This window comes from Pokkaliibacter sp. CJK22405, assembly GCF_046614695.1.
Lineage (GTDB): Bacteria > Pseudomonadota > Gammaproteobacteria > Pseudomonadales > Balneatricaceae > Pokkaliibacter.
In genome coordinates this window covers 108,825-133,550 of record NZ_JBKKHQ010000019.1, presented here as the reverse complement: position 1 = coordinate 133,550, position 24,726 = coordinate 108,825, and the positions used below count along the sequence as shown (strand labels likewise).

Below are 24,726 nucleotides of genomic sequence, written 5' to 3'. Positions count from 1 at the left end.
CTCAGGGCTTAAGCATTGAGACTTCAGGGCGGGGCTTGAGAGGTGAGGAACTGCCGGGGTGCAATCCACACTCACGCAGCTCTTCATTTTCCCACCACCAGCGACCGGAGCGAACATCCTCCCCCATGGTCACGGAGCGTGTGCAGGGTGCACAGCCGATACTGGGGTAATGACGATCATGCAGCTGGTTATAAGGCACATCAAAGGCACGAATATAGGCCCAGACTTCTTTTTCCGTCCAGTCCGCCAGCGGGTTCAGCTTGTCCATATCGTTGCCCAGGTCACGCTCGGTGAAGGCAACGTTATCACGGGTCACCGACTGCTCCCGACGAATACCCGTGATCCAGGCATCGTGTCCCGACAAGGCACGCTTGAGAGGTTTCACCTTACGCACGAAGCAGCAGCCCTTGCGCAGCTCAACGCTCTCGTAAAAGGCATTAATGCCGTTCTCACTGACATAAGCCTCTACATCGGCCGCTTCAGGGTAGTACACCTGAATGCTGCAGCTCAGTTTCTGCTGGATATCCGCCAGTAGCGTCAGCGTCTCTTCCGGCAAGCGGCCAGTATCCAGACAGAACATGCTGATGGCAGGTGCCTTTGTGGCGATCAGATGGGTCAGCACCACATCTTCTGCGCCCAGAGAATTGGCAAAGGTGACGCGCTCGTATTTACCTGCTGCTTCTTGCAGCAGAGCAATGCTGTGGTCGATCTTGGCCTGGAGCTCAGGACTGATGTCGCTCATGATCAAAGCCTCACGCTAATCGGTTAGAAACGACGCGACCGGAAGGGCCGCGCCGATAACTGCTTGCCGAAGACGCCCAACACCAATATTAGCGATGGGCTTAAAGCACCGGTGAATCAGGCGCTCTGACGGCGAAACAGCGGACGGGGATCATAAGCGCCCCCTTGATAGTCGACAGAAATGTCGTCGAATGCAGCCAGTACTTCAGGCTTGAAGCGTTCTTCCGGGATCAGGAAGGTATCGAAACCGCACCGTGCCATGTATTCCAGACGGTCGCGGGAAACATCACCTACCGCACGGATTTCACCGGTGTAACCCAGGCGTTCACGCAGCATACGAGCATGGGTAAATCCACGCCCGTCAGTAAATGCCGGGAAGTTAATGGCCACCAGAGGAGCGTTTTTCAGTGCATCCGCATGAGCCAGAACATCATCGTCCGGTGCAATCACAGGGGCAACATCGCCGCCGGTGGCATCCAGATAGCGCGCCAGCGGCACCAGTACTTTTGATGATGGCAGCTCGGCATCCTGTTCCAGCAGCAGCGTCCACTCGTCACTGACGACGACAGCGCCTTCAGCAGTATTACGAATGAGTGGCATATACGCGCTCCTTAAAGGGTTGCACACCGACACGACGTACGGTGTCGAGGAAGGATTCTTCATCGGACTCACGCTCAGCAACGTAAGTCTCCAGCAGCTTGACCATCGTCTCAGGAACGTCGTCCTGATGAACGGCTTTACCGATCACCTTACCGAGGCTGGCATCTTCATAGCCACTACCACCGATGGTGATCTGATACCACTGCTCACCTTTCTTATCGACGCCAAGGATACCGATGTTGCCAACGTGGTGATGACCACAAGCATTCATACAGCCCGACATATTGAGGCTGATGTCACCGAGATCATGCACGTAGTCCAGTTGCTCCAGGCGCTGGTTAATCGCTTCCGCCACTGGGATGGTCTGAGCATTGGCCAGAGAGCAGAAATCAAAACCGGGGCAGCAGATCATGTCGGTGACGGTGCCTACGTTAGGACGGGCAACATCCAGCTCAACCGCTTTCTGCCAGACCGCAAACAGATCTTTCTCGGTGACATCAGCCAATACCAGATTCTGGTCGTGGGTGACGCGCAGCTCACCAAAACTGAAGCTGTCGGCCATATCAGCAATAGCATCCATTTGCGCATCAGTGACATCGCCAGGCGCGCGCAGCAAAGGCTTCAGAGACAGGACAACAATGCGATAGCCGTCAACTTTATGCTCACGGGTATTACGCTCGTACCAAACGCGGAAATCATCATTACCGGCCAGTTGCTGCGCCAGTTCGTCTGATTTCGCTGATACAGACTGATAATCCGGTGCGGTAAAGTGGCTTTGCAAACGAACGACTTCGTTCTCATCCAGTGTCAGCGGGCCATCTTTAGTATGAACCCACTCGGCATCCACCATCTCGCGGAAAGCATCAATACCGACAGCATTGACCAGAATCTTGATACGTGCCTTGTACTTGTTGTCACGGCGACCGTGCAGGTTGTAGACACGCAGAATGGATTCGAGATAAGACAGCAGATGCTTTTTCTCAAGCCAGGGGCAAATGACCTGACCGATAAAGGGAGTACGACCAAGACCGCCGCCCACCATCACCTGGAAGCCAACTTCGCCCTGCTCGTTCTTCAGCATATGCAGACCGATGTCATGCACTTGCGTGGCGGCACGATCGCGCTCGGAAGCAGTCACAGCAATCTTGAACTTACGTGGCAGATAAGCAAACTCGGGGTGCAGTGTGGACCACTGGCGGATCAACTCACACCAGGGGCGTGGGTCTTCCACTTCACCGGCAATAACGCCGGCGTACTGGTCCGTGGTGGTGTTACGAATGCAGTTACCACTGGTCTGAATGGCGTGCATCTGCACTTCTGCCAGTTCAGCCAGAATGTCAGGCACCGACTCCAGCGTCGGCCAGTTGAACTGGATATTCTGACGGGTAGTAAAGTGGCCGTAGTTGCGGTCGTAGGCACGGGAGATGTGCGCCAGCTTGCGAAGCTGGTTTGACGACAGCAAGCCGTAAGGAATGGCAACTCGCAGCATGGGAGCGTAACGCTGAATGTACAGGCCATTCATCAAACGCAGTGCGCGGAACTCTTCGTCGGGAATCTCGCCTGCCAGAAAGCGGCGTGTCTGGTCACGAAACTGCGCGACACGCTCATCGACCAGGCGCTGGTCATAGTCGTTATAAACGTACATGGGACTGGTTCACACTCGGATTCACGGTTTGTTGAGAAGTCCACCCACCCCGCGGGAAGGCGCTTCCACTCATTCTTTAACGATCTTGGCGTTAACGATTTTTACTCTCGAACAAGGCCAAAGCATTACCTCTGACTCTATATCACTGATGGCCCGAGTCAGGCCCGAAAACAAGCAAACAGCTTCGCTTTCACCTGTTTTCTGATCATCTTCACAGTTCTGGAGTTGAGTCCCGTAGCAAAACGCGCCTCGGGCTCATCCTTATTTATCACCGGGTGATCTGCTCCCCAGTGTAGTAATTCTGCTGTGTTCCCGTCTATTCATCAGGAAGCGAAAGCCGCATTAAAAGAGCGTTCCAACCGCCTCCCGAAGCCATCCTTCGGAACACTTCACCCTGCGTAACGCATGGGTTTAGCAGCTTCGCAGTGTAAAAGACCGGTCATATAACTCAAAAGAATAATTTTTCATTTCCATAGCGCTTTAGATTATTTTGATCAGTCTCTTCGTTCTGCGGCGGTTGTTGTATCAGGTCGACTGATAAACCGCATTTTTATTACTTATAGCTCTTAAAGAATAACAATTTATTCTTTTTAGTTTTAATTTCTCCTCGCTACCATCCAAAAAATAAACTCTGCGCCCCACTGTCTTAACGCATTGAAGGCGACAGCGAGTGATTGATCAGGATGGCTTGTCAGTAAACGTAAAAAGCCTTGAAGAGCGTCGTAGGAAACCCTACTGTCTCTGGCGAGTAATGAGAATCATCCTCATCAAAGCGGTTCACAGAAATCGTTACTCAGGATCAAGGCTCGTGTATTGCCTGTCGGCATAACCGCTGCCTTCACCGTGATCAGGAAACCAGAGTTTACCAACGGCAGATCGCGATGCGTTCGCCCCGCCGTTTCTACTGCATAAAGGAAAACGAGTTATGTCTATCGCCCTGTTTTACGGCTCAACCACAGGCAACACCGAAGAGGTCGGCAAAAAGATCGTCAGCCTGCTCGCAGGTGCCGATGTTGATGTCTACAGCGTCGATGAAACCCCTGTCGCGGTGGCTGAAGCCTATGATTTCGTGATTTTCGGCATTCCCACCTGGGATTACGGCGAGATTCAGGAAGCCTGGCTGGAAGTCTGGGACGACGTGGATGATGTCGACTTCAGCGGCAAACAAGTGGCTTTCTTCGGACTGGGTGATCAGTTCGGTTATCCCGAGTGGTTCCTGGACGCCATGGGCATGCTGCATGACAAAGTCGTGGCCAAGGGTGCCAAGGCTGTCGGCTACTGGTCCACCGAAGGGTACGAATATGAGGCCTCCAAGGCTGCCACTGCCGATGGCAAGCAGTTTGTGGGTCTGGCAATTGATGAAGACTGGCAGCGCGACCAGACCGATGATCGGGTCGAGCGCTGGGTTAAACAGATTAAAGAAGAAGCCAATCTGGCCTGAGCCGGTTACAGGCCTAACGAGGGTGACATGTCCGAAGCGACCAAACCAACACTGTCTGCACGTCAGCTGACGCATCTTAAGCAGCTGGAAGCCGAGTCCATTCATATCATCCGTGAAGTTGCGGCTGAGTTTGAAAACCCGGTAATGCTGTATTCCATCGGTAAGGATTCAGCGGTCATGCTGCATCTGGCCTGCAAGGCCTTTTACCCTGGCAAACCACCGTTCCCGCTGATGCACGTGGACACCACCTGGAAGTTTCGCGAGATGATCACCTTCCGTGATCAGATGGCAGAGAAACTCGGTATGGATCTCATTGTTCATATCAATGAGGAAGGCGTGAAACAGGGTATTGGCCCTTTCACTCACGGCTCCAAAGTCCATACCGATGTGATGAAAACCGAATCATTGAAGCAGGCGCTGGACAAGTACGGCTTTGATGCAGCCTTCGGTGGCGCTCGTCGTGATGAGGAAAAGTCCCGCGCTAAAGAGCGTGTCTATTCCTTCCGCGACAAGAAGCACCGCTGGGATCCTAAAAACCAGCGTCCTGAGTTATGGAATATCTATAACGGCAAGGTGGATCGTGGCGAGTCTATCCGCGTGTTTCCTCTGTCGAACTGGACTGAACTGGATATCTGGCAGTACATCTTCCTGGAAAATATCCCGATCGTACCGCTTTACTACTCTGCAAAACGCCCGGTCGTTGAGCGCAATGGCACGCTGATCATGGTGGATGATGAGCGTATGCCCCTTGAGCCCGGTGAAGTGCCGGAAATGAAATCGGTACGCTTCCGTACTCTGGGTTGTTATCCGCTGACGGGTGCCGTGGAATCTGAAGCGGCAACTCTGCCTGAAATCATTCAGGAAATGCTGCTGACCAAAACCTCAGAGCGCCAGGGTCGTGTGATTGACCACGATCAGGCGGGCTCCATGGAGCAGAAAAAGCGCGAAGGCTACTTCTAGATTATTAATCCTGGATACGTCAGCGACGCCAAGGCGCCACGCCCGTCACCTGTTGATTGCCCAATGAATGATTCCCGGGGAGGTAAGCCTTCCCGGTCACGGCCCGGAGAGAACCATGTCTCACGCCTCTGAACTGATCGAGTCGGATATTCTCGGTTACCTGAAACAGCACGAAAACAAAGACCTGCTGCGCTTTATCACCTGCGGCAGCGTTGATGATGGCAAATCCACCCTGATTGGCCGCCTGCTTTATGACACCAAACTGATTTTTGAAGACCACCTCGCCGCCCTGCACAAGGACAACGAGCGTGTCGGTAATGCCGGTGAAGCGCTGGATCTGGCGCTACTGGTTGATGGCCTGCAGTCTGAACGCGAGCAAGGCATCACCATTGATGTGGCCTACCGCTATTTCTCCACGGACAAGCGCAAGTTCATCATTGCCGATACTCCGGGACACGAGCAGTACACCCGTAACATGGCGACCGGTGCCTCTACCGCGAATCTGGCCATTATCCTGATTGATGCGCGTCGTGGCGTGCTGACCCAGACTCGCCGCCACAGTTTTATCGTCAACCTGCTTGGTATCAAGCACGTGGTGGTGGCCATCAACAAGATGGATTTGGCGAATTACGACGAAGCAGTGTTCAACCGTATTCGTGATGAATATCTGGAGTTTGCCAAAGCGCTGGATATTCCGGACATCCGCTTTGTGCCCATGTCAGCCCTGAACGGCGACAACGTGGTTAACCCTTCCGCGCACATGCCCTGGTATCAGGGCGAGCCACTGATGCCTTTGCTTGAAAGCGTTGAAGTTGCCAAAGACATCAACTACGAGGATTTCCGCTTCCCGGTTCAGTACGTTAACCGCCCGAACCTCGACTTCCGTGGCTTCTGCGGTACTGTTGCCTCCGGTGTGATTCGTAAAGGCGATAGCATCACTGCCCTGCCTTCCGGCAAAAGCAGCAAGGTCAAAGCCATTGTGACAGCCGACGGCGAGCTGGATGAAGCCTATCCACCTCAGGCCATTACTCTGGTACTGGAAGACGAGATCGATATTTCCCGTGGCGATACCCTCGTCAAATCCGACAACCTGCCCAAGGTGACTGACAGCTTTGAAGCCAACGTTGTGTGGATGAACGAGAACGATCTGGAAGCAGGCAAGCGCTACTGGATCAAGGTGGGTCCGAAACTGGTCGCCGCCAAGGTGGATGCGCTGCTGGATAAAACCGACGTTAATACGCTGGAAGTGTCGGCAACCAATAACCTGGCACTCAATGAAATCGGTCGCGTGCGCCTTATCACCGATGAGCCACTGGCACTGGATGTCTACGGTAATAAAGGTAATGCTGGCGCATTCGTACTGATCGACCGTATTTCTAACGCCACTTTGGGCGCAGGCATGATCAGCGCGCTGGATGACGACTCAGGCAACGAACTGGCCGGTCTTTCCGAGCTTGAACGCCTGCAAGCCTTTGAACTGGAAATGAACGCTCTGGTTCGCAAATACTTCCCGCACTGGGATGCCCGCGATATCAGCAAGCTGCGCTAAGCTTCAGTTTGCGTATCAGAAAAGGCAGCTTCGGCTGCCTTTTTTATCTTTGATATTTTATCCAAGTCGTTGAAATTCCATTCATTTTCTTTCCTCAAGGCATGACGGCGCTTGTGATTTACGCGGACAGGCCGCAAGATCAAACGGGCACGGCAAGACCGGCAAGTGACCGGACGCCGTTTTCAGGAATACAACGTACACACTACATGGAGTCTCACTATGGCAACCGTCACGCTACAAGGTAATCCCGTTCAGACCATCGGTGAACTGCCTGCCGTTGGCAGCCAGGCGCCCGCGTTTACTGCGGTCAAAACAGACCTCTCCGAGCTGACGCTGGAAAGCCTGAAAGGCAAGCGCGTTGTACTGAACATTTTCCCAAGCGTGGACACTGGCACCTGTGCTCAGTCCGTACGCATGTTCAACCAGAAAGCCAGTAGCCTGGATAACACCGTGGTGATCTGCATTTCCAAGGATCTGCCTTTTGCTCTGGCCCGTTTTTGTGGTGCTGAAGGCCTGGAAAACGTTATCCCTGCCTCTGCATTCCGCAGCGCCTTTGCTAAAGACTACGGTATTGAAATGACTTCCGGCCCCATCGCTGCCCTGTGTGCGCGCAGCGTGGTGGTTATCGATACTGAAGGCAAAGTCAGCTACACCCAGCTGGTCAGCGAAATTGCTGATGAGCCAGATTACGACGCGGCGCTAAAAGCACTGTAATCAATCTGACGATCTCAGCCCTCACCGATAACATTCACATCGTGAGAGCTGTAACGACTAAAGCAGGCTTCGGCCTGCTTTTTTATTACCTGAACGCTTGAAAACGTGGGATAGCCTGGGGATCAGGCTTTTTGATGGGCAAAAAAAACCGCAGACTCGCTGCGGCATGTGGAGTTCTGAGACTCCTTGTTCAAGTCTGACTGTTATCCGTCCAGGGCGAATGCCTTGTGCGTTTTTTGCGCGGCCTAGCCAGCGCTGTTATTGGAGTGGCCCGTCTGATGGTGAGCCACCCCAACTATTCTAGTGTTACTCGGCAGTGGTTTCACGTGCCTTGTTCATTTTGCCGCGCAGCAGCGGGCCAATGATGGTGGGCAGCACCAGACCCAGGATTGAGATCGTCCAGAGGCCGATGCTCAGGCCGCTACCCAGGAAAATGCCCCAGTCGCCATCGGACAGCGTTAGCGCATGACGCATGCTGGACTCCATTTCCGGCCCTAACAGCAGACCCAGAATCACAGGCACCAGCGGGATTTCGATCTTGCGCAGGATATAACCCAGAATACCGAAACCGACCATCATATAGAGGTCCATCGCGTTGTGGCTCAGACTGTAAATACCGACAGAAGCCACCAGCGTTACCACTGGCATCAGGTACATGGGGCGAATGCTCAGCAGCTTAACGAACACACCCACCAGCGGGATGTTCAGCAGCAGCAGAATCACGTTACCCACGAACAGAGCAGCAATAACACCCCACACCAGATCCGCGTGCTGCTGGAACAGCATGGGTCCGGGAGTGATATTCAGGGAAATCAGCATCGCCAGCAGTACCGCCGTGGTACCACTTCCTGGCACACCCAGCGTCAGCATCGGCACCAGCGCACCGTTAGCGGCAGCGTTGTTACCTGCTTCGGGAGCCGCCACACCGCGTGGATCGCCCTCGCCAAAGCGAGCCTTGTTACCAAGAATGCGTTTTTCCAGGGTGTAGCAGATAAAGCTACCCAGAGATGCACCTGCACCTGGCAGAACACCGGCAACGAAGCCAACAACCGAGCCGCGAAGCGCAGTGGGCAGCACGTGCAGGAAGTCTTTGAAGGTCAGTTTCAGCTTGTTCAGCAGCACCATTTTGTGGCCTTCGCCAGCATGCAGCTCGATAAAGAACAGCAGCTCACTGATAGCAAACATACCTACCAGCACAATGATGAAGTCGATACCTTCATACAGCTCCAGCATATTGAAGGTGTAACGTGGAGTACCGGTGTTGCCATCAATACCGATGGTGGAAATCATCAGGCCGATGCAGGCCGCCATCAGAGTTTTCATCGGATTCTTGCCGGTAACACCACCCAGAGTGGCGAATGCCAGACAGAACAGCGCGAAGTATTCCGCAGGGCCAAAGTGCAGCGCAAAGCGCGCCAGCACTGGTGCCAGCATCATCAGGCCGATAGTGGCGATCAGGCTACCGATAAAGGAAGCAATAGCGGAAATAGCCAACGCTTCTGCGGCCTTACCCTGACGCGCCATCGGATAACCATCCAGCGTTGTCATCAGTGCCGGCTCATCACCCGGAATATTCAGCATGATGCTGGAAATACGGCCACCGTACATGGCACCGGCATACACCGAGGTCAGCAGAATCAGTGATGACTCAGGAGAAAGACCCAGGCTGAACGCCAGAGGAATCAGGATCGCCACACCATTGGCGGGACCAAGGCCCGGCAGTGCGCCGATCAGAGTGCCGAGGATAGAACCTACGACAGCAAACATCAGGTTTTCAGGCGTTAAAGCAACACCGAAACCCTGTAATAACAGGTTAATCGTTTCCATCGCTTCAGCCTCCCAGAATGCCCAGTGGAAGTGGAAGTTCCAGCAGATAGTTGAAGATCACGAAAATCCCCACGCCACTGCCAAGGCCGGTCAATGCAGCAGACAGAGGCGTTGCCCCCATGCGCCAGCACAGCAAGCCCACACAAACCAGACTGGCAATAATGAAGCCCAGTGTTTCCAGTGCCCAGGCGAATGCAAACAGCACCATCAGCACAATAATCAATTCAGCAAAGACCCGAGCGCTGGGCCAGGGTTGGGTTTCAGAAGGTTTGAACATCAGGTACAGGGAACAGATACCTGTCAGCCATGCCAGCAGCAGAGGAAAGTCTTTGGGACCTACCACTTCGTTGCCACCAAATGGCTCAGGCAGTAGCGTGGCGCCATAGCCGTAGGCAATCGCCAGGACCAGCATTACCAGTCCAAAGATCCGATCATTAAGTAGCATGCGCTACCTCCAACAACACTCAGGGTTTTGCTTATCGATGCATCAACAGGATGCAGGGGGTTGGCCAGTCATCGGTAATGCCGGAGTCAATCCTGTGCAGGGAGATAAACTGGCCAGATGCAAAGAAAGAGAGCGAACGCCCTCTTTCTCTGGCTTTAGTCGGCTTACTTGATCAGGCCAACTTCTTTGGAAATGCTCTGGATGTCAGCGATCTGCTTCTTAACGAAGGCATCGAAGTCAGCACCAGACTTGTGGAAAGGCAGCAGGCCGTTTTCTTTCATGACATCCTGCCATTCAGCGGAGTCATACAGCTTGTCGATGGAGTTGGTCCACCAGGTGTACGTCTCTTTGGAAGCACCACCGGGGATGTAGAAACCACGCCAGTTAGGCGCTACAGCATCGATACCCTGCTCTTTCGCGGTAGGAATCTGATCATAAGGTGCAGGCAGGCGGTCATCAGACAGCACACCCAGAACACGCAGGTCACCGGACTGGATAAAGCCCAGCACCTCAGATACGTCACCGGTAAAGGCGCCAACGTGGCCACCGATCACCTGAGTAATGGCTTCACCACCACCGGCGAACGCCAGATATTTCACCTTGGTCAGTTCTTTGACACCGTCAGCTTTCGCCGCGATCAGCACCTTCAGATGGTCCCAGCCGCCGTTGGCGCTACCGCCAGCAAACTTGACTGCACTGGGGTCTTCTTTCAGGGCATCCAGCAGCTCTTTCAGGCTGTGGTATGGAGAATTCTTGGAAACGGCGATAACACCGTAGTCAGCACCCAACGTACCTACCCACTGCACCTGGTCAGCATTCATGCCAGGGAACTGGCCCTGTGCCAGACGAGTGGTAGTCGCAGTACTGGCGGCAACAACAACGTTGTTGTCGTCTTTGCGCTTGGAGATGATGTGAGCATAAGCAACACCACCACCGGCACCAGGCATGTTCACGGTCTGAACGTTGCCATCAACATAGCTCAGGTTGGAGAGCAGTTTGCCGACGCTACGGCAAGTGAAGTCCCAGCCACCACCGGGGTTGGCAGGCGCGATACATTCTGGCGCTTTACGGGCATCAGCAGCGAAAGCAGGAGCTGTCATCAGAGCGGATGCCAGGGCCAATACAGGCAATGCGAAGAGGCGTTTCATTGTTGTTTTCTCCACCAATATCGGTTCATTGTTTTAATCAATATGGTTTTCGGAAAGCATGCCCGGTGTAGCTGGTATGCTTTGTCGTTGATCCGGCATGTAGATCACGAGTCAGTGTGACCTTACTCTTGCTTGCTGACACCAACCTGACACAAGCTGGTAACACCTGTGACATTAGGCTAAAGTCTAAGCGCTCCATACCGGATACAGGCGCCTTGGCGCATACTCCCTATCCGTTATAGGCAAAGGCTACAAAATGCGCCAGTCATTCCTATAAATCGCCATATTCTCAGCCTGCGTGAACATTCGTAAACTGCCGCACCAGCAGTCGCTGTGGTAAAACTGTCGGGCCTGAAAGTAGTAGTGAGCCTCTATGCGAATCCTTTTAATCGAAGACAACGAAGAGCTGGCTGAGGCCGTCGCCGATTATTTCAAACATCTGGGTCATCCACTGGACTGGGTTGGTTCAGCCGAGGAAGCCGAGCGCATTCTGGCCTATCAGGCCTTCGAGTTGCTGATTCTCGACATTAACCTCCCCGGCAAGGACGGCTATCAGTTTCTGAAAAGCCTGCGCCGTCAGGGCAAAAGCGTTCCTGTACTGGTACTGACAGCCCGCGCTGAGATTGATGACCGGGTCAGCGCACTCGACCTTGGGGCCGATGACTACCTCGTCAAACCCTTCGATTTTCGCGAACTTGCCGCACGCTCACGGGCGCTGATCCGGCGCGAGCGCGGCAGTGCCAGCAATGAAGTTCGCTGCGGCAATCTGGTGTTTGACCCTGCGTCTCGTCAGGTTGCCGTCAACGATGAACCTGTCGACCTGCGAGCCAGAGAAGTTCAGCTCCTCGAAGTGTTCCTGCTGAATCTTGATCACGTCATGACCAAGGAAGATCTGGCAGACAAGCTCTACACCTTTAATGAAGCCCACACCCCCAATGCCATCGAGCAGACCTTAACGCGCCTTCGCAAGAAGCTGAGTGACTCATCGCTGGTAATCAAAACCATCCGCGGTATGGGCTATCTGGCCCACGTCGATGACTAACCGCTCTGCGAACTCCCCGGTGTCTACACCCTATGGCGTGTGGAGCTTTGCGCCGGTTCGGGGTAACGTGCTGGCAATCCTTGGCTGACAGGACGCGGGATGAAGTCAGGAATCAAGCCCAGTTATTCCCTCAAGCGCCGGCTGCTGACGCGCATGGCGGTGATCTTTGTGGTCGCCCTGCTGCTATTGGGCGTGGGCATCTGGCGTTACGCCGAACGCGCTGCAGACTACTCTTTTGACCGCCTGCTCAACGGCGCCAGCCTGTCGATTCTTGAGCGTATTTTCGTGACGACGCGTGGGGTTGAGGTTGATATCCCCCACTCGGCCATGACCATGCTGTCTCTCGCCCCCGATGATCGGGTGTTTTATCAGGTCATCGGCCCGGATGGTTACCCGCTGACAGGCTATCCGGACCTGCCCCTCCCCAAGGACTGGCAGCCGGGGCCCACACCTTATTTCTTCAATGCCGAATACAGTGGTGAAACCGTGCGTTTTGCCTTACTCAGCCGCTTATTGACGGAGCAAGGCACCGAAGGCTGGGTCACGGTGCAGATTGGTCAAACGCGTTTAGCCCGCTCTGCCCTCGCCCGTGAATTGGTGTTCAACGCGCTGGGATTACTCCTGCTGGTAATGGGCATCGGCCTGCTTTTTGTCTGGTTTGGTATTACCCGCGCGTTAAACCCGCTGCGACTCATCAGCCGCGATTTGGGCAACCGCTCACCCACTCAGCTCACTCCCCTTGAGCTGCCAGCACCGAAGGAAATTTCACCGCTGGTCGGCTCCCTCAATACCTTCATGACCCGGCTGCAGGGCAATCTGAATTTACTGCAAAGCTTTATTGCCGATGCCGCCCACCAGATCCGCACTCCCATGAGCACCCTGCAGGTTCAGCTGGATCTAGCGGAGCTGGAAAGCGAAGATGCCGAACAGCGTAACCGTCTGCAAAAAGCCACGGCATTGAGTAAGCGCATTATTCGCCTGACCAACCAGCTGCTGGCCCATGCGCTGGTCATTCACCGCAGCGATACACAACTGCCGGACAAGGTCGATCTGGTGCGTCTGTCCCGCCAGCTTCTGACCGAAACCGTACGTGATCATGCCCATCGCGATCTCGACTTTGGCTTTGAAAGCACGCTGGAGGAAGCCCTGATTGAAGGCGATGTGATCAGCCTGACGGAAGCCCTGCGTAATCTGCTGGATAACGCCATCAAGTATGGCCCGGAAGATAATCACATCACCCTGTCAGTGCTCAGCCATCGCCTGACTGAAGGACAGTCAGGCTATCGTGTTCAGGTTGAAGACAGTGGCCCCGGTATTCCGGCCAGCCAGCGCTCACAAGTGATGGAGCGTTTCGTTCGCCTCTCCAGGGATCAGTCCGGTTCGGGCCTTGGATTAGCCATCGTTCAGGCGGCTGCCGAAGCCCATCATGCCGAACTGACCCTTGCAGAAAGCCGTGAAGGCGGTTTACTGATCAGCCTCGATTTTCCCGCCATGGCGGTGACAACCCACCCTGCTGAGGAGGGAGCGCCATGAAACTCAAACGCCGAAGTGCGCGCGACCTCAGCCGTCGCCTGCTGTTAGTCATCGTCGTGCTATTGGGCGCTGCCGGGGGCGCCAGCCTTGTAAAAGCGGCTATGGTGGCGGCGATGTCACCGAATGCTGAACCCATCCGCACCACGGATGCACCGGCCCCGACCGATGCCACCAGTCAGCCCTTTACCGCCCGCGCGGGTGAGGATGAGCCTCGTGAGGCGCCACCACAGGGAGAGGAAGGCCGCTGGCTGTTTATTAAAGGCGCGACGGATGAGGCGGCTTTTTTTCCGATCCTTCGCTATTTTCAGGAAAAGAACCCGGATATTCAGGTCCACTATGAAGAAGTGCTCTCACCTGAGCTCTACAGCGATTTTCGCTCTGAATATCAGTACAACGACACCACCACCGACATCATTATTAGCTCGGCGATGGATCTTCAGGCCAAGCTGATCAATGACGGCTATGCCCAGCCCTTTACTCCCGCCAATTTCAGCCAGTTGCCGGAATGGGCCACCTGGCGTCACGAAGGTTTTGGCATCAGTTATGAGCCACTGGTGATCGTGTATAACAAGGCCATGTTTAATGACCGGCCGCTGCCCGATACCCATGAAAAACTCGCCAACCAGATGCGCGAAGTTCCTGCCTTTTACCTGAACAAGGTTGGTACCTACGATACCCGCCACTCCGGCGTCGGCTATTTGCTGGCCACTCAGGACTCCGTGCACTCCAGCATCAATGGCCGTCTGCTGGAATCCCTCGGGCGCGCCAAGGCGCGAACCTACTGCTGCACCAGCCAGATTTTACATGAAGTCGCAGAAGGCAGATTGGCGCTTGGCTACAACGTGCTGGGCTCCTATGCCCTGAGTTATGCCGCGAAAGACCCGCGACTGGGCATCATTATTCCGTCGGACTACACCCTGGTGATGAGCCGTATTGCACTGATTTCCAAAAAAGCGCGATCCCCCGCCCTGGCCCGGCGCTTTCTGGATTTTCTTCTCTCAGAAGAAGGCCAGGATGTTATCGCCAGCCAAAGCGGCCTGATCAGTATTCTGGGCAGCAAGCCCAAGTCCGCTGACTGGCTGCGACAGCGCTGGGACTCCAGCTATCACCCCATCAATCTCGGACTGGGGCTGCTGGTGTTTCTGGACCAGATGAAGCGCAACCGCTTTATCCGTGAATGGGAAAGTGCACTCAAACCCGGCATCAGTGTTCCGCCGACACTTCCGGTCAGAGGCTTCTATAACGATTCAAGCCAGTAGCTATTTGGCGGAATTGCCTTCATCCAGTAGCCGTTTGAGCAGCTTCATACAGAACCGGGTCATGGCATTCTGGTCGATATCCCGCGCATCGTAACGACGCAGCATCATGCCCTGAATCAGCGTCGCGCGAAGCTCAGAAATCAAGCGTAAATAGTCTTCATCCGCCTCAGGATAAGCGGTCTTCAACAGGCTCATGGCCCTCGCTTCCAGGCGCAAATGAGCCTGATAACTCACCTCGGCAATCAGCGGATTACGGGCGGCTTCTGCCTGAATCTCCAGCATGATGGCTCGATCATCGTCGCTGATACGTGCCGGTGCCAGGCTGCTTTCATCCGCGCATTCCGGGTTTAGCCAGCTCTTTGAAAGATCCATCCACTCCAGACGCCGGGTAGTGATGCGCTCCACCAGCGCGCCCATGATGGCTTCCTTGTTTTCAAAATAACGATAGATCTGCCCAACACTCAGCCCGGAGCTTTTTGCCACCATCGCCATACTGGTGGCGTGAAAGCCTTGCTCGATGACATGAAGACGCGCGGCATCCAGGATTTGTAACCGTCGCTGCTCCGTCTTTTCTTCTTTCGTAGGACTTTTGTCATTTGTAAGGCTTTTGTCAGATGCTGAAACCATTGCTCAAACCTTCGTTCTGGTACTCCTGAGGGGGGATTGTATAGTTTGAGAATGATCATTCTCAAATATTAAATGGCAACGGCATTCATGAAAATTCTGGTACCTTCGATGGCAGTTCTGCTGATTTCCCTCGCGCTGGCGGGTTGTCAGCAGGAAGGCGACGGTGAGCAGCAGCCAAAATCTGCACAGGAAGTCGGCTTCATTACCCTGAAAACCTCTACCCTCCCGCTCAAGACCGAACTGCAAGGCAGAACCGTTGCCTCAACAACCGCAGAGGTCCGGCCTCAGGTCGGCGGTATTTTGCAAAAACGTCTGTTTGAAGAAGGCTCAATGGTCAGGAAAGGCCAGGTGCTTTACCAGATTGATGAGTCCACATATCAGGCTGCCGTCAATGAAGCCAAGGCCGATCTGATGAACGCCGAAGCCACCGTGCGCTCAGCCAGGCTCAAGGACCAGCGTTATGCCGCACTGGCAAAATCCGAAGGTGTCGCCAAACAGGATGCCGATGATGCCCACGCCAGTTATCTCGAAGCGGTTGCCAGCGTCGCCAAGTACAAAGCCGCTCTCGAAACCGCCAACATTGACCTTGATCACACCAGGATTTCCGCGCCCATTTCCGGCCGCATCGGCATTTCCAGCGTCACGGAAGGTGCCCTTGTGACCGCCGATCAGGACACTGCACTGGCGACGATCCGCAGTCTCGATCCGATGAATGTCGATCTGACCCAATCGAGCAAGGAAGTGCTGCAGTTGCGCAAGACCCTGAAGCGTCAGGGAGTCAGCTCAGGCAATACCAAAGTCAGCCTGAAGCTTGAGGATGACAGCACTTATGGGCACGAAGGTACCCTCACCGTGCGTGAAGTCGCCGTTGATGAGTCCACCGGTTCGGTGACGTTACGTGCCTCATTCCCCAATCCTGATGATCTGCTGATGCCCGGCATGTTTGTGCGAGCCGTGCTTGATGAGGCCGTCGACTCTCAAGCGTTATTGGCCCCTCAGCGCGGTATCGCCCGCGATGCTCGTGGCAATGCCACCGCACTGGTGCTGGATGCCGATAACAAAGTGGAAAGCCGTGATGTTGAAACTGAACGCGCCGTGGGTAATCAATGGCTGATCAGTTCGGGGCTTAAGGCCGGCGACCGGCTGATTGTGGAAGGCTCAGGGAAAGTCGCGGCGGGCGACTCCGCTAAAGGGGTTGCCGTTACTGTGGCCGACGATGGCTCCGTCAGTGATATCCAGCAAAACCAGAGCATCGCTGAAAACGCTTCCAGATTAGCCAACTCTTCTGGCTCATCCGACGTTTCTGAAAACACAGCGACTACCGCCGAGTCCAAGGGAGCGATGTAAGCCATGCTAGCGCGTTTCTTTATTGACCGGCCCGTCTTCGCCTGGGTCATTGCCATCATCATTATGCTGAGCGGCGCAGCAGCGGTTTATAGTTTGCCGATTGCCCAGTATCCCGACGTGGCACCACCGACCGTCAATATTTCCGCCACCTATACCGGCGCCTCAGCAGAAACCGTTGAGAACAGCGTTATTCAGGTCATTGAGCAGGAACTCACCGGGCTCGATGGCCTGCTGTACTTCTCCTCATCCAGCTCCTCCTCCGGTAAAGCCTCTATCAAAGCGACCTTTGAGCAGGGCACAGACCCGGACACCGCGCAGGTTCAGGTACAGAACAAAGTCTCGCAGATCACCTCGCGCCTGCCGGAATCGGTGCAGTCACAGGGCGTGACTGTCACCAAGGCGAACTCGGACTTCCTGCTGATCGCCGCCGTCTACGATTCCACCGATAAGGCCTCGCACTACGACATTTCAGACTATCTCTCCAGTAATGTGTCAGACACCATTGCCCGTCTGGAAGGTGTCGGCAGCGTGCAGGTGTTTGGCTCGCAATATGCCATGCGTATCTGGCTTGATCCAACCAAACTGGCCGCCTATGACCTGATGCCCTCGGACATCACCAGCGCTCTGGAATCGCAGAATACCCAGGTGGCAGCCGGTACTATCGGCGGTATGCCGACCACGGACACCCAGGAGCTGAATGCCACTGTTACCGCCCAGTCGATGCTGCAAACGCCGGATGACTTCCGCAATATCATTATCAAACACGACAGCTCAGGGGCGGATGTCAAACTGGGCGATGTTTCCACCATTGAGCTCGGTTCTGAAAGCTATAACTACGTCCCGCGCCTGAATGGCCATCCGGCCTCCGGTATCGCCGTGCAGCTGGCGCCCGGCGCCAATGCGCTCTCCACGGCGACTCGCGTTAAAGATACGATCAGCGCTCTTTCGAAAAGCATGCCGCAGGGCTATGAAGTCGCCTACCCCAAGGACAGCACCGAGTTCATCCGCATCTCCATTGAAGAGGTCGTGAAAACCCTGTTTGAAGCCATCCTGCTGGTGGTCGTGGTGATGTTTGTATTCCTGCAGAGCTGGCGCGCCACGCTGATTCCGGCGATTGCCGTGCCGGTGGTGCTGCTCGGGACTTTTGGTGTGCTGGATGCCTTTGGCTACTCCATCAACACCCTGACCATGTTTGGCATGGTGTTGTCCATCGGCCTGCTGGTGGACGATGCCATCGTGGTAGTGGAAAACGTCGAGCGCGTGATGCATGAGGAAAACCTGTCCCCTCGCGATGCCACCATCAAGTCCATGAAGGAGATCAGTAGCGCGCTGATCGGTATTGCCGTGGTGCTCTCTGCGGTGTTCCTGCCCATGGCCTTCTTTGGCGGCTCCACCGGGGTCATTTACCGCCAGTTCTCCATCACCATCGTCTCTTCCATGGTACTGTCGGTGATCGTTGCCCTGACCCTCAGCCCCACCCTCTGTGCTTCCATTCTGAAACCCGGTAGCCACACAGCACGTCGCGGCTTCTTTGGCTGGTTTAACCGTAATTTTGATTCCATGACTGATCGCTATCAGGGTCGCGTTGGCAAACTGGTGCACCGACCTGTGCGCTGGATGCTGGTGTATGGTGTCGTGGTTGCAATACTGGCCCTGCTGATGATTCGCCTGCCAACCGGCTTTCTGCCCCAGGAAGATCAGGGCGAAAGCATGCTGCAGGTCAACCTGCCCACGGGTGCCTCCATCAAGCGCACCGTTGCGGCGACCGAAGAAGTGCGTAACTACTTCATGAATCAGGAAAAAGATAACGTCAAAGATATCTTTACCCTGTCGGGCTTTAACTTCAGCGGCGCAGGACAAAATGCAGCCATGGCGTTTATCGGGCTTAAGGACTGGTCAGAGCGCGAAGGCACCGAGAACTCTGCTGACGCCATCAATGCCCGTGCGATGAAAAACCTGAGCTCCATTCGTGATGCCAGTATCTTCGCCATGTCACCCTCGCCCATTCAGGGTTTGGGGCAAAGCAATGGCTTTACCTTCGAGCTTCAGGCTTCGCCCGGAACCTCTCGTGAAGAGCTGCAAAAGCTGCGCACCGACCTGCTGAGCGCCGCCAGTAAAGATGACAAGCTGTCAGGCATTCGTCTTGGCTCCCTAAGCGACACGCCGCAACTCAAGATTAATATCGATTCCGCCAAGGCAACCTCACTTGGGCTATCGCTGTCGGATGTCAGCAGCACCCTGAGTACCGCCTGGGCGGGCAGCTACGTCAATGACTTTATCGACAATGGCCGAATCAAGAAGGTCTATGTGCAGGGTGATGCCAAATACCGCTCAAGCCCCGATGACCTCAAGCACTGGTTTGTGCGTGGCAGCGACGACACCAGCATGACGCCCTTCAGCGCCTTCAGCTCTGTCGATTGGACCAGCGGCCCACAAAGCCTGAGCCGTTTTAATGGTCTGGCTTCCTATGAAATTCAGGGCTCTGGCGCGAGTGGCGTCAGCTCCGGCGATGCCATGAAAGAGATCGTCAAACTGGCGGATGCGCTCCCTGCGGGCTCGACTCATTCCTGGAGCGGACTCTCATATCAGGAGCAGAAATCCAGTGGTCAGTCCGGCATGCTCTATGGCATCTCCATTCTGGTGGTGTTCCTCTGCCTGGCGGCACTCTATGAGAGCTGGTCAGTACCGCTTTCCGTGATTCTGGTAATTCCTCTGGGGGTCGTGGGTGCCGCTTTGGCAGCGACGATGCGTGGACTGGAGAATGACATCTACTTTCAGGTGGCGTTGCTGACCACCATTGGCCTGTCCTCCAAGAATGCGATTCTCATCGTCGAATTTGCTGAAGCGGCTTATGAGGAAGGCAAGGATCAGTTTGCCGCGGCCATTGAAGGCGCCCGCCTGCGTTTGCGTCCCATCCTGATGACCTCTCTGGCCTTTATCTTCGGCACCCTACCACTGGCGCTATCGACTGGCGCCGGTGCCAACAGCCGTATCTCCATCGGTACCGGTATCGTCGGCGGTACCCTGACCGCCACCGCATTGGCCATCTTCCTCGTGCCACTCTTCTTCGTACTGGTTCGCCGACTCTTCCCCGGTCGTCGGCCACTGTACAACGAGGACGGTAGCATCAAGGCGCTGCCTGCCTCAGAGAACAACAGCACTCACCCCAAGGCACTTGCGGGTAATGGAAATCAGGGCAATGCAGGAGTGGATCATGAGTAAGTTTTTCCCCTCTCACACCAACGCCGGCACCCCGATGCTGTCTCGCACCAGCTTGCGTGCAGGTGTTCTTGTGGCGATGGCGATGCTGGCCGGTTGCAGCTCTCTGGCGCCAAATTACCAGCGCCCGGAGGCTTCCGTCCCTTCAGCATGGCCAAGTGGCGCGGCTTACAAGACAGACACCTCAAAGCAGACGGCCGTAGAGCTGCCCTGGAAAAGCTTTATTCAGGATAAGCGCTTACAGCAGGTAATTAGCCTCGCGCTACAAAATAATCAGGATCTGAAAAGCACCTTGGCCGATGTCGCCATGGCGCGCGCGACTTACAAGGAACAACGTGCTGACCTGTTTCCAGAAGTCGATGCCGGTATTTCTGCCAGCCGTAGCAAAACCCAAAGTAGCGGTACCACTGAAAGCTATGAAGCGACCGCGGGCTTAAGTTCCTATGAAATAGACCTCTTCGGCAAAACCCGCAGTCTCAGTAATGCCGAGCTGGAGACCTATCTGGCCAGCAATGACACGGCACGCTCCGCCAGAATCACCCTGATTGGAGAAACAGCCTCTGCCTGGCTGACCCTGGCCACGGATCAATCTTTGCTAAAGCTTGCGCAGAATACGGCCGACAACGCCCAGCGGGATGTCGAGATTACCCAGCGGCGGCTTAAGCTTGGTATCGACTCGCGTGTGGATGTGCGAAATGCAGAAACGACATATCACACGGCACGAGCTGATATTGCCAGCTACACTACCCTCGTCGCACAGGATCGAAACGCCCTTGAGCTTCTTGTAGGCCAGAGCCTCAGCACTGATTTACTGCCCGATGGATTGACGGACCAGAACGCCTGGCTCGGCTCAGTGCCCGCCGGTGTCAGCTCTTCGGTGCTGCAAGAAAGGCCGGACGTACTGGCCGCTGAACATAACCTCAAGGCCGCTAACGCCAATATTGGCGCAGCACGGGCAGCGTTCTTCCCCAGCCTCTCCCTGACGACAACCGGAGGTTTGGCGAGCGCCGCACTGGCGGATCTATTCAGTGGTGGTGCAGCGACCATCTGGACCGTCGCTCCCAGTTTGAGCCTGCCCATCTTTGATGGCGGAGCAAATCGCGCCTCGCTGGACTACAGTAAAGCCGAGAAAGACAAAATGGTGGCGACCTATCGCTACACGCTACAGACCGCATTCAAGGAAGTCGCTGATGCCCTTGCCCGTCGGGGTACCATCAAGGATCAGCTGAATGCCGAGGAAGATCTCGTCGCCGCAGCACAGGACAGCTACAACCTGTCCCTCGACCGCTACAAAAACGGGATCGACAGCTATCTGGATACGCTGGATGCTCAGCGCACCCTCTATAGTGCTCAACAGACCCTGCTTTCCACTCGTCTGACCGAGCTGGATAACCGGGTTACTCTGTATCGGGTACTGGGCGGAGGCCTGGTGGACGATACAACGCAGCAAGCAACAACAGCGGCAGAAGTCTCCAAGGATGAATAATCTGAGGAAGGATGCCACCCATGAAGTGAGCCGGGCGCGATGGAAACATTCATGCCCTCGATGCAAAACGACAAGGAGTGTGCCCGTGGAAGGGATACCCACGAACCGCATTATCAGCAACGACATGCTAAACACTGAACTGGCGGCTACGGATCACACCGCCAGTGAGAACCTGCGCCTGAACTACACCATCACCGAAACCGAAAGCGGCTATGTGCTGGAGTACTGTGGCGTGACCAAGTCCTTCGATGCAGTCGACTATGTCGGCTTTATCAAGGATCAGGAAATCGCCAGAGAAGCCGCCATGCGCTTTGCCTGGCATGCGGCCCACGCGGCAGGAAAGCTGTTGGTGGCCTGAGCCTGCATTGCCAGCGTAACGATAAAAAAACCGCCCAAAGGCGGTTTTTTTATCAGCGAACACAAAGTCTCAATAGCGGTTAGCTGACAGAGGTGATTTCCGGCGCTTTGACCCGTTCCCCGAGCAACGTGGCCAATTCGCTGGCAGCGACACTCGCCGCCGCTTCGGAATCCACCAGCAGGGTCATGCCCCGCCCTTTTAACTCCAGCTCGCCACTAAAACCCTGACTTTGCCATTGCCAGAGCTTGGCTTTGATAACGCTCAGGCACTTGAGTTCTTCCAGTACTGGCAGAATATCCTTCTGCAACACTTTGCTCGCCAACGGGAAAGTCACCTGCATCGGCACTTTTTCAGAGGTCGCCGAAGTGAGCTCGGCAGACTCAACCGCCTGGGCCGCAGCAGGACTTTCTTCCTCTTCAAGGGCCGCGGCACTGGCAAGCATTCTCTCCAGCATGTCATCCATGTTCATGTTCTGCGCCAGCGCATGGGTCAGCCAGGACAGCGTGAAGAGTGCAGCAACCGAAGACAGGGCTTCGTCTGCAGGAATCGGCAAAGGCTGGTCAAGGCCAACGCCAAAGGTATCTTTAAGACTGGCCATCAGGGTTTCGGTAGCATCCACACCGAACACCAGCGTACCGCCGGTCAGCACCAGCCTGTTCAGCTCGGAAACCACGCGCCCGCCAATATGCTGGCCAAAAGACAGACTTTTTGAGGCGCTCACATCCTGTACCAGCACCTTATCGCCACCACGCAGCACGTCTTTCAGAATCACATGCTGGCCGGGAACAACATTGTCGACCACATACAATGACATCACTGACGTTTTCAGGGAGCGGATATAACTCTTGGAGCGCGTGGTCTCTTTCCAGCCACGGCGCTTCAGGTATTCATCCACCAGATTCTCCCCCGGTACCTGAAAGGCCTGAGTGAGAAAGTCTTCGAAGGCACAGCCCCAGAGGGTATTCGCCGCTTCCTGTCCGATCAGCTTTGTCAGTTCCTCAAAGCTCATCTCACCAGCACGCAGGGTTTTTCCCAAGTGCTCGTCGTACACCATAGAGAAGCAGTTAGCCCACTCATCGCGTTTCAAGAATTTGAATAGCCCTTTAAGGTCGTGACTGTTCGCCATGCCTTACCTCAACCCCCGATTTTAGAAATAAAAAAAGCCACAATGGGTTCATTTGTGGCTTTTATAACACATTGGTTGCCTTCGCTGAAAAAGACTCAGTCCAAGGTATAACGCGCAAAACCGCGCAGCAGGTTCACCGCATCCACGGTTTCACCCACTTCAGCGATCAGAGATGCAGCCTCAATGCCTTTGGTGCGTAACGTCTCTTCCTGCGCAGCGATATAGCCACGCATCACATCCGGGGTAAATTCAGGATGGAACTGCGTTGCCCAGGCACAGGGCCCAACGCGATAGGAATGATGAGGTTCGAAACTGTTCGAGGCCAGCACCTGGGCATCCCGGGGAAGCTTAAGCACTGTCTGATAATGCGTCGATTGGGCACGGAAGCGGCTCGGCATCAGGCCAAACAGTTCATCACGCTGACCGTTTGCCGTCAGGCTCACTTCCACCGTACCGATCTCCGGGCCATCAGGGTGATAACCCACTTCGCCACCCAGTGCCTGCGCCAGTAACTGATGGCCATAGCAGACGGCAAAGAGTGGCAGCTCACGGTGTACTACATCCACCAGCCACTCACCCAAGCGCTCACTCCAAGGCTCGCGGTCAGACACCATCGCATGGGAACCGGTCACCACAATACCGCGGTACAGCGAAGGATCAGGTAGTTCGTCTACCGCGTAGGCTTCACAAACATCGACCTGTTCAGCAGGCAGTCCCATGGCATTGATAAAGAGCTGATCAAAATCACCCAGCGTGCTGGCAACCTGAGGAAAGGTTTCACCGGCTTTTACCACTAACATTCGCGGCATTTAGCATCACCTGCAAAGGCAGCCGACCACCAGCTCCCTGCCAGGCTTGATCAGCGCTACAAACTCAACAGCCCAAACACAGGCCAATAAACTGCGCGGATTTTACTGAGGTTTGGGGGAAAACCAAAGCTGCAGTTAGTTGGAGTCGAGGGGAAAGAGTGTTCAGATGACAGGCAGGATGAGCTAACGTGCCTCTCGCCCACAACGCCTGTTAATCAAGCTAGGCCCACGGGCTTGAACTGAATCATGTAAAAACGACCTAAGGTACAAGCCAGAAAGAAACTTTCTATCTCTAAACGCCGGAGGCAATATCACATCAAAACGTTCTGCCGTGAAAAAAGAGTTAACTTCATTATTTTCTATTTAGTCATTTAGAAGTAAGACAAGAGCAAAGGCCATCACCAGCAATACAGCCCACCAAAAAAACAACAAATAGGGGGCGCTAATTTCTTTAGGCAGGCTTGAGTATGAGAACTCTGGAAGTTGTTTTCTCTTATACACCGTCAGATTATATATTTTTTTAGAAACCCGACAAAAAATAAAATGCAGAGTATACCAGTACTGAACTAAAAAAAGTCGTTCAATCCCTCCCTGATAATAATCACAACTATCAGCACCTATCGCTTTAAAGGTCTTAGGAGTTATTCGCTTAATTATATAAAGAAGATACCCCACAAGAGGTAAAGTATTATAAAAAGCAAAAAACGCAAAGAGCGTAGAGACATTCTCTACAAGGCTGTTTTCACTGTACGTTACAGTGCTAAAAAAATCTCCCAGAAAAATCACATTAATAATTAAAGGAAGAAAATACACTTTCATAAAAACCATTGAAATATCCCAAAACAGCCAA

Annotated in this window: 21 protein-coding genes; 11 read left to right on the top strand and 10 right to left on the bottom strand. The window is 54.5% G+C overall.

Translation table 11 applies throughout. From position 1 onward, the window contains the following. Position 1 precedes the first annotated feature (1 nt). The 3 genes from ACKC9G_RS14620 to ACKC9G_RS14610 all read right to left on the bottom strand — a co-directional run bounded on the left by ACKC9G_RS14620 (position 2) and on the right by ACKC9G_RS14610 (position 2,986). The gene (locus tag ACKC9G_RS14620; RefSeq protein ID WP_411406670.1) at positions 2–742 is read right to left on the bottom strand and encodes a phosphoadenylyl-sulfate reductase; all 741 of its coding nucleotides are present in this window, start codon (positions 740–742) and stop codon (positions 2–4) included. A 116-nt stretch (positions 743–858) separates the two neighbouring features. Next, entirely contained in the window at positions 859–1,341 is a 483-nt protein-coding gene (locus ACKC9G_RS14615; RefSeq protein WP_411406668.1) for a DUF934 domain-containing protein, read from the bottom strand. Beyond that, positions 1,325–2,986, bottom strand: coding sequence for a nitrite/sulfite reductase (locus ACKC9G_RS14610; protein WP_411406666.1), 1,662 nt, complete (start codon positions 2,984–2,986; stop codon positions 1,325–1,327). The genes ACKC9G_RS14615 and ACKC9G_RS14610 overlap by 17 nt, the downstream gene beginning before the upstream one ends. A 925-nt stretch (positions 2,987–3,911) precedes the next feature. Here ACKC9G_RS14610 and fldB point away from each other — a divergent pair. From fldB to tpx, 4 genes are all read left to right on the top strand, one after another. Next, positions 3,912–4,427 (top strand): flavodoxin FldB, encoded by a 516-nt coding sequence (gene fldB, locus ACKC9G_RS14605; RefSeq protein WP_411406664.1) that lies wholly within the window; start codon positions 3,912–3,914, stop codon positions 4,425–4,427. A 27-nt stretch (positions 4,428–4,454) separates the two neighbouring features. Continuing rightward, complete coding sequence (gene cysD, locus ACKC9G_RS14600; protein ID WP_411406662.1) at positions 4,455–5,387, top strand: sulfate adenylyltransferase subunit CysD; 933 nt, start codon at positions 4,455–4,457, stop codon at positions 5,385–5,387. 115 nt (positions 5,388–5,502) lie between these two features. Then, the gene (cysN, locus tag ACKC9G_RS14595; protein ID WP_411406660.1) at positions 5,503–6,936 is read left to right on the top strand and encodes a sulfate adenylyltransferase subunit CysN; all 1,434 of its coding nucleotides are present in this window, start codon (positions 5,503–5,505) and stop codon (positions 6,934–6,936) included. Positions 6,937–7,155: 219 nt separating this feature from the next. Next, positions 7,156–7,650: a thiol peroxidase gene (tpx, locus tag ACKC9G_RS14590; RefSeq protein WP_411406658.1), complete on the top strand. Its 495-nt coding sequence runs from the start codon at positions 7,156–7,158 to the stop codon at positions 7,648–7,650. A gap of 306 nt (positions 7,651–7,956) precedes the next feature. Here the strand turns inward: tpx and ACKC9G_RS14585 are convergent, their stop codons facing one another. The 3 genes from ACKC9G_RS14585 to ACKC9G_RS14575 form a co-directional block, all read right to left on the bottom strand. Then, complete coding sequence (locus ACKC9G_RS14585; RefSeq protein ID WP_411406656.1) at positions 7,957–9,477, bottom strand: tripartite tricarboxylate transporter permease; 1,521 nt, start codon at positions 9,475–9,477, stop codon at positions 7,957–7,959. 4 nt (positions 9,478–9,481) lie between these two features. Further along, on the bottom strand, positions 9,482–9,922 hold the full coding sequence (locus ACKC9G_RS14580; RefSeq protein WP_411406654.1) for a tripartite tricarboxylate transporter TctB family protein: 441 nt from the start codon (positions 9,920–9,922) through the stop codon (positions 9,482–9,484). A 164-nt stretch (positions 9,923–10,086) separates the two neighbouring features. After that, the gene (locus ACKC9G_RS14575; RefSeq protein WP_411406652.1) at positions 10,087–11,070 is read right to left on the bottom strand and encodes a Bug family tripartite tricarboxylate transporter substrate binding protein; all 984 of its coding nucleotides are present in this window, start codon (positions 11,068–11,070) and stop codon (positions 10,087–10,089) included. A 373-nt stretch (positions 11,071–11,443) separates the two neighbouring features. Here ACKC9G_RS14575 and ACKC9G_RS14570 point away from each other — a divergent pair, with 373 nt between their 5' ends. From ACKC9G_RS14570 to ACKC9G_RS14560, 3 genes are all read left to right on the top strand, one after another. After that, the gene (locus ACKC9G_RS14570) at positions 11,444–12,112 is read left to right on the top strand and encodes a response regulator transcription factor (RefSeq protein WP_411406650.1); all 669 of its coding nucleotides are present in this window, start codon (positions 11,444–11,446) and stop codon (positions 12,110–12,112) included. Positions 12,113–12,211: 99 nt separating this feature from the next. After that, the gene (locus ACKC9G_RS14565) at positions 12,212–13,645 is read left to right on the top strand and encodes a sensor histidine kinase (protein ID WP_411406648.1); all 1,434 of its coding nucleotides are present in this window, start codon (positions 12,212–12,214) and stop codon (positions 13,643–13,645) included. Next, positions 13,642–14,904: an ABC transporter substrate-binding protein gene (locus ACKC9G_RS14560; RefSeq protein WP_411406646.1), complete on the top strand. Its 1,263-nt coding sequence runs from the start codon at positions 13,642–13,644 to the stop codon at positions 14,902–14,904. Before ACKC9G_RS14565 ends, ACKC9G_RS14560 begins: the two co-directional genes overlap by 4 nt. Here the strand turns inward: ACKC9G_RS14560 and ACKC9G_RS14555 are convergent, their stop codons facing one another. Further along, entirely contained in the window at positions 14,905–15,531 is a 627-nt protein-coding gene (locus tag ACKC9G_RS14555; RefSeq protein WP_411406644.1) for a TetR/AcrR family transcriptional regulator, read from the bottom strand. A gap of 108 nt (positions 15,532–15,639) precedes the next feature. Here ACKC9G_RS14555 and ACKC9G_RS14550 point away from each other — a divergent pair, with 108 nt between their 5' ends. The 4 genes from ACKC9G_RS14550 (at position 15,640) to ACKC9G_RS14535 (ending at position 21,941) form a co-directional block, all read left to right on the top strand. Continuing rightward, positions 15,640–16,878: an efflux RND transporter periplasmic adaptor subunit gene (locus ACKC9G_RS14550; protein ID WP_411406642.1), complete on the top strand. Its 1,239-nt coding sequence runs from the start codon at positions 15,640–15,642 to the stop codon at positions 16,876–16,878. Between the two features lie 3 nt (positions 16,879–16,881). Then, positions 16,882–20,100: an efflux RND transporter permease subunit gene (locus ACKC9G_RS14545; RefSeq protein ID WP_411406640.1), complete on the top strand. Its 3,219-nt coding sequence runs from the start codon at positions 16,882–16,884 to the stop codon at positions 20,098–20,100. Next, positions 20,093–21,583: an efflux transporter outer membrane subunit gene (locus ACKC9G_RS14540; RefSeq protein WP_411406638.1), complete on the top strand. Its 1,491-nt coding sequence runs from the start codon at positions 20,093–20,095 to the stop codon at positions 21,581–21,583. The genes ACKC9G_RS14545 and ACKC9G_RS14540 overlap by 8 nt, the downstream gene beginning before the upstream one ends. 85 nt (positions 21,584–21,668) lie before the next feature. Continuing rightward, the gene (locus ACKC9G_RS14535; RefSeq protein WP_411406636.1) at positions 21,669–21,941 is read left to right on the top strand and encodes a hypothetical protein; all 273 of its coding nucleotides are present in this window, start codon (positions 21,669–21,671) and stop codon (positions 21,939–21,941) included. A 79-nt stretch (positions 21,942–22,020) separates the two neighbouring features. Here ACKC9G_RS14535 and ACKC9G_RS14530 read toward each other — a convergent pair whose 3' ends face one another. From ACKC9G_RS14530 to ACKC9G_RS14520, 3 genes are all read right to left on the bottom strand, one after another. Beyond that, positions 22,021–23,067 carry a hypothetical protein gene (locus ACKC9G_RS14530; RefSeq protein WP_411406634.1) on the bottom strand — a complete coding sequence of 349 codons (1,047 nt, stop codon included), beginning with the start codon at positions 23,065–23,067 and terminating at the stop codon, positions 22,021–22,023. Between the two features lie 95 nt (positions 23,068–23,162). Further along, positions 23,163–23,876 (bottom strand): glutamine amidotransferase, encoded by a 714-nt coding sequence (locus ACKC9G_RS14525; RefSeq protein WP_411406632.1) that lies wholly within the window; start codon positions 23,874–23,876, stop codon positions 23,163–23,165. A gap of 363 nt (positions 23,877–24,239) precedes the next feature. Next, positions 24,240–24,704, bottom strand: a complete 465-nt coding sequence (locus ACKC9G_RS14520; protein ID WP_411406630.1) for a hypothetical protein — start codon at positions 24,702–24,704, stop codon at positions 24,240–24,242. Positions 24,705–24,726: the final 22 nt, after the last annotated feature.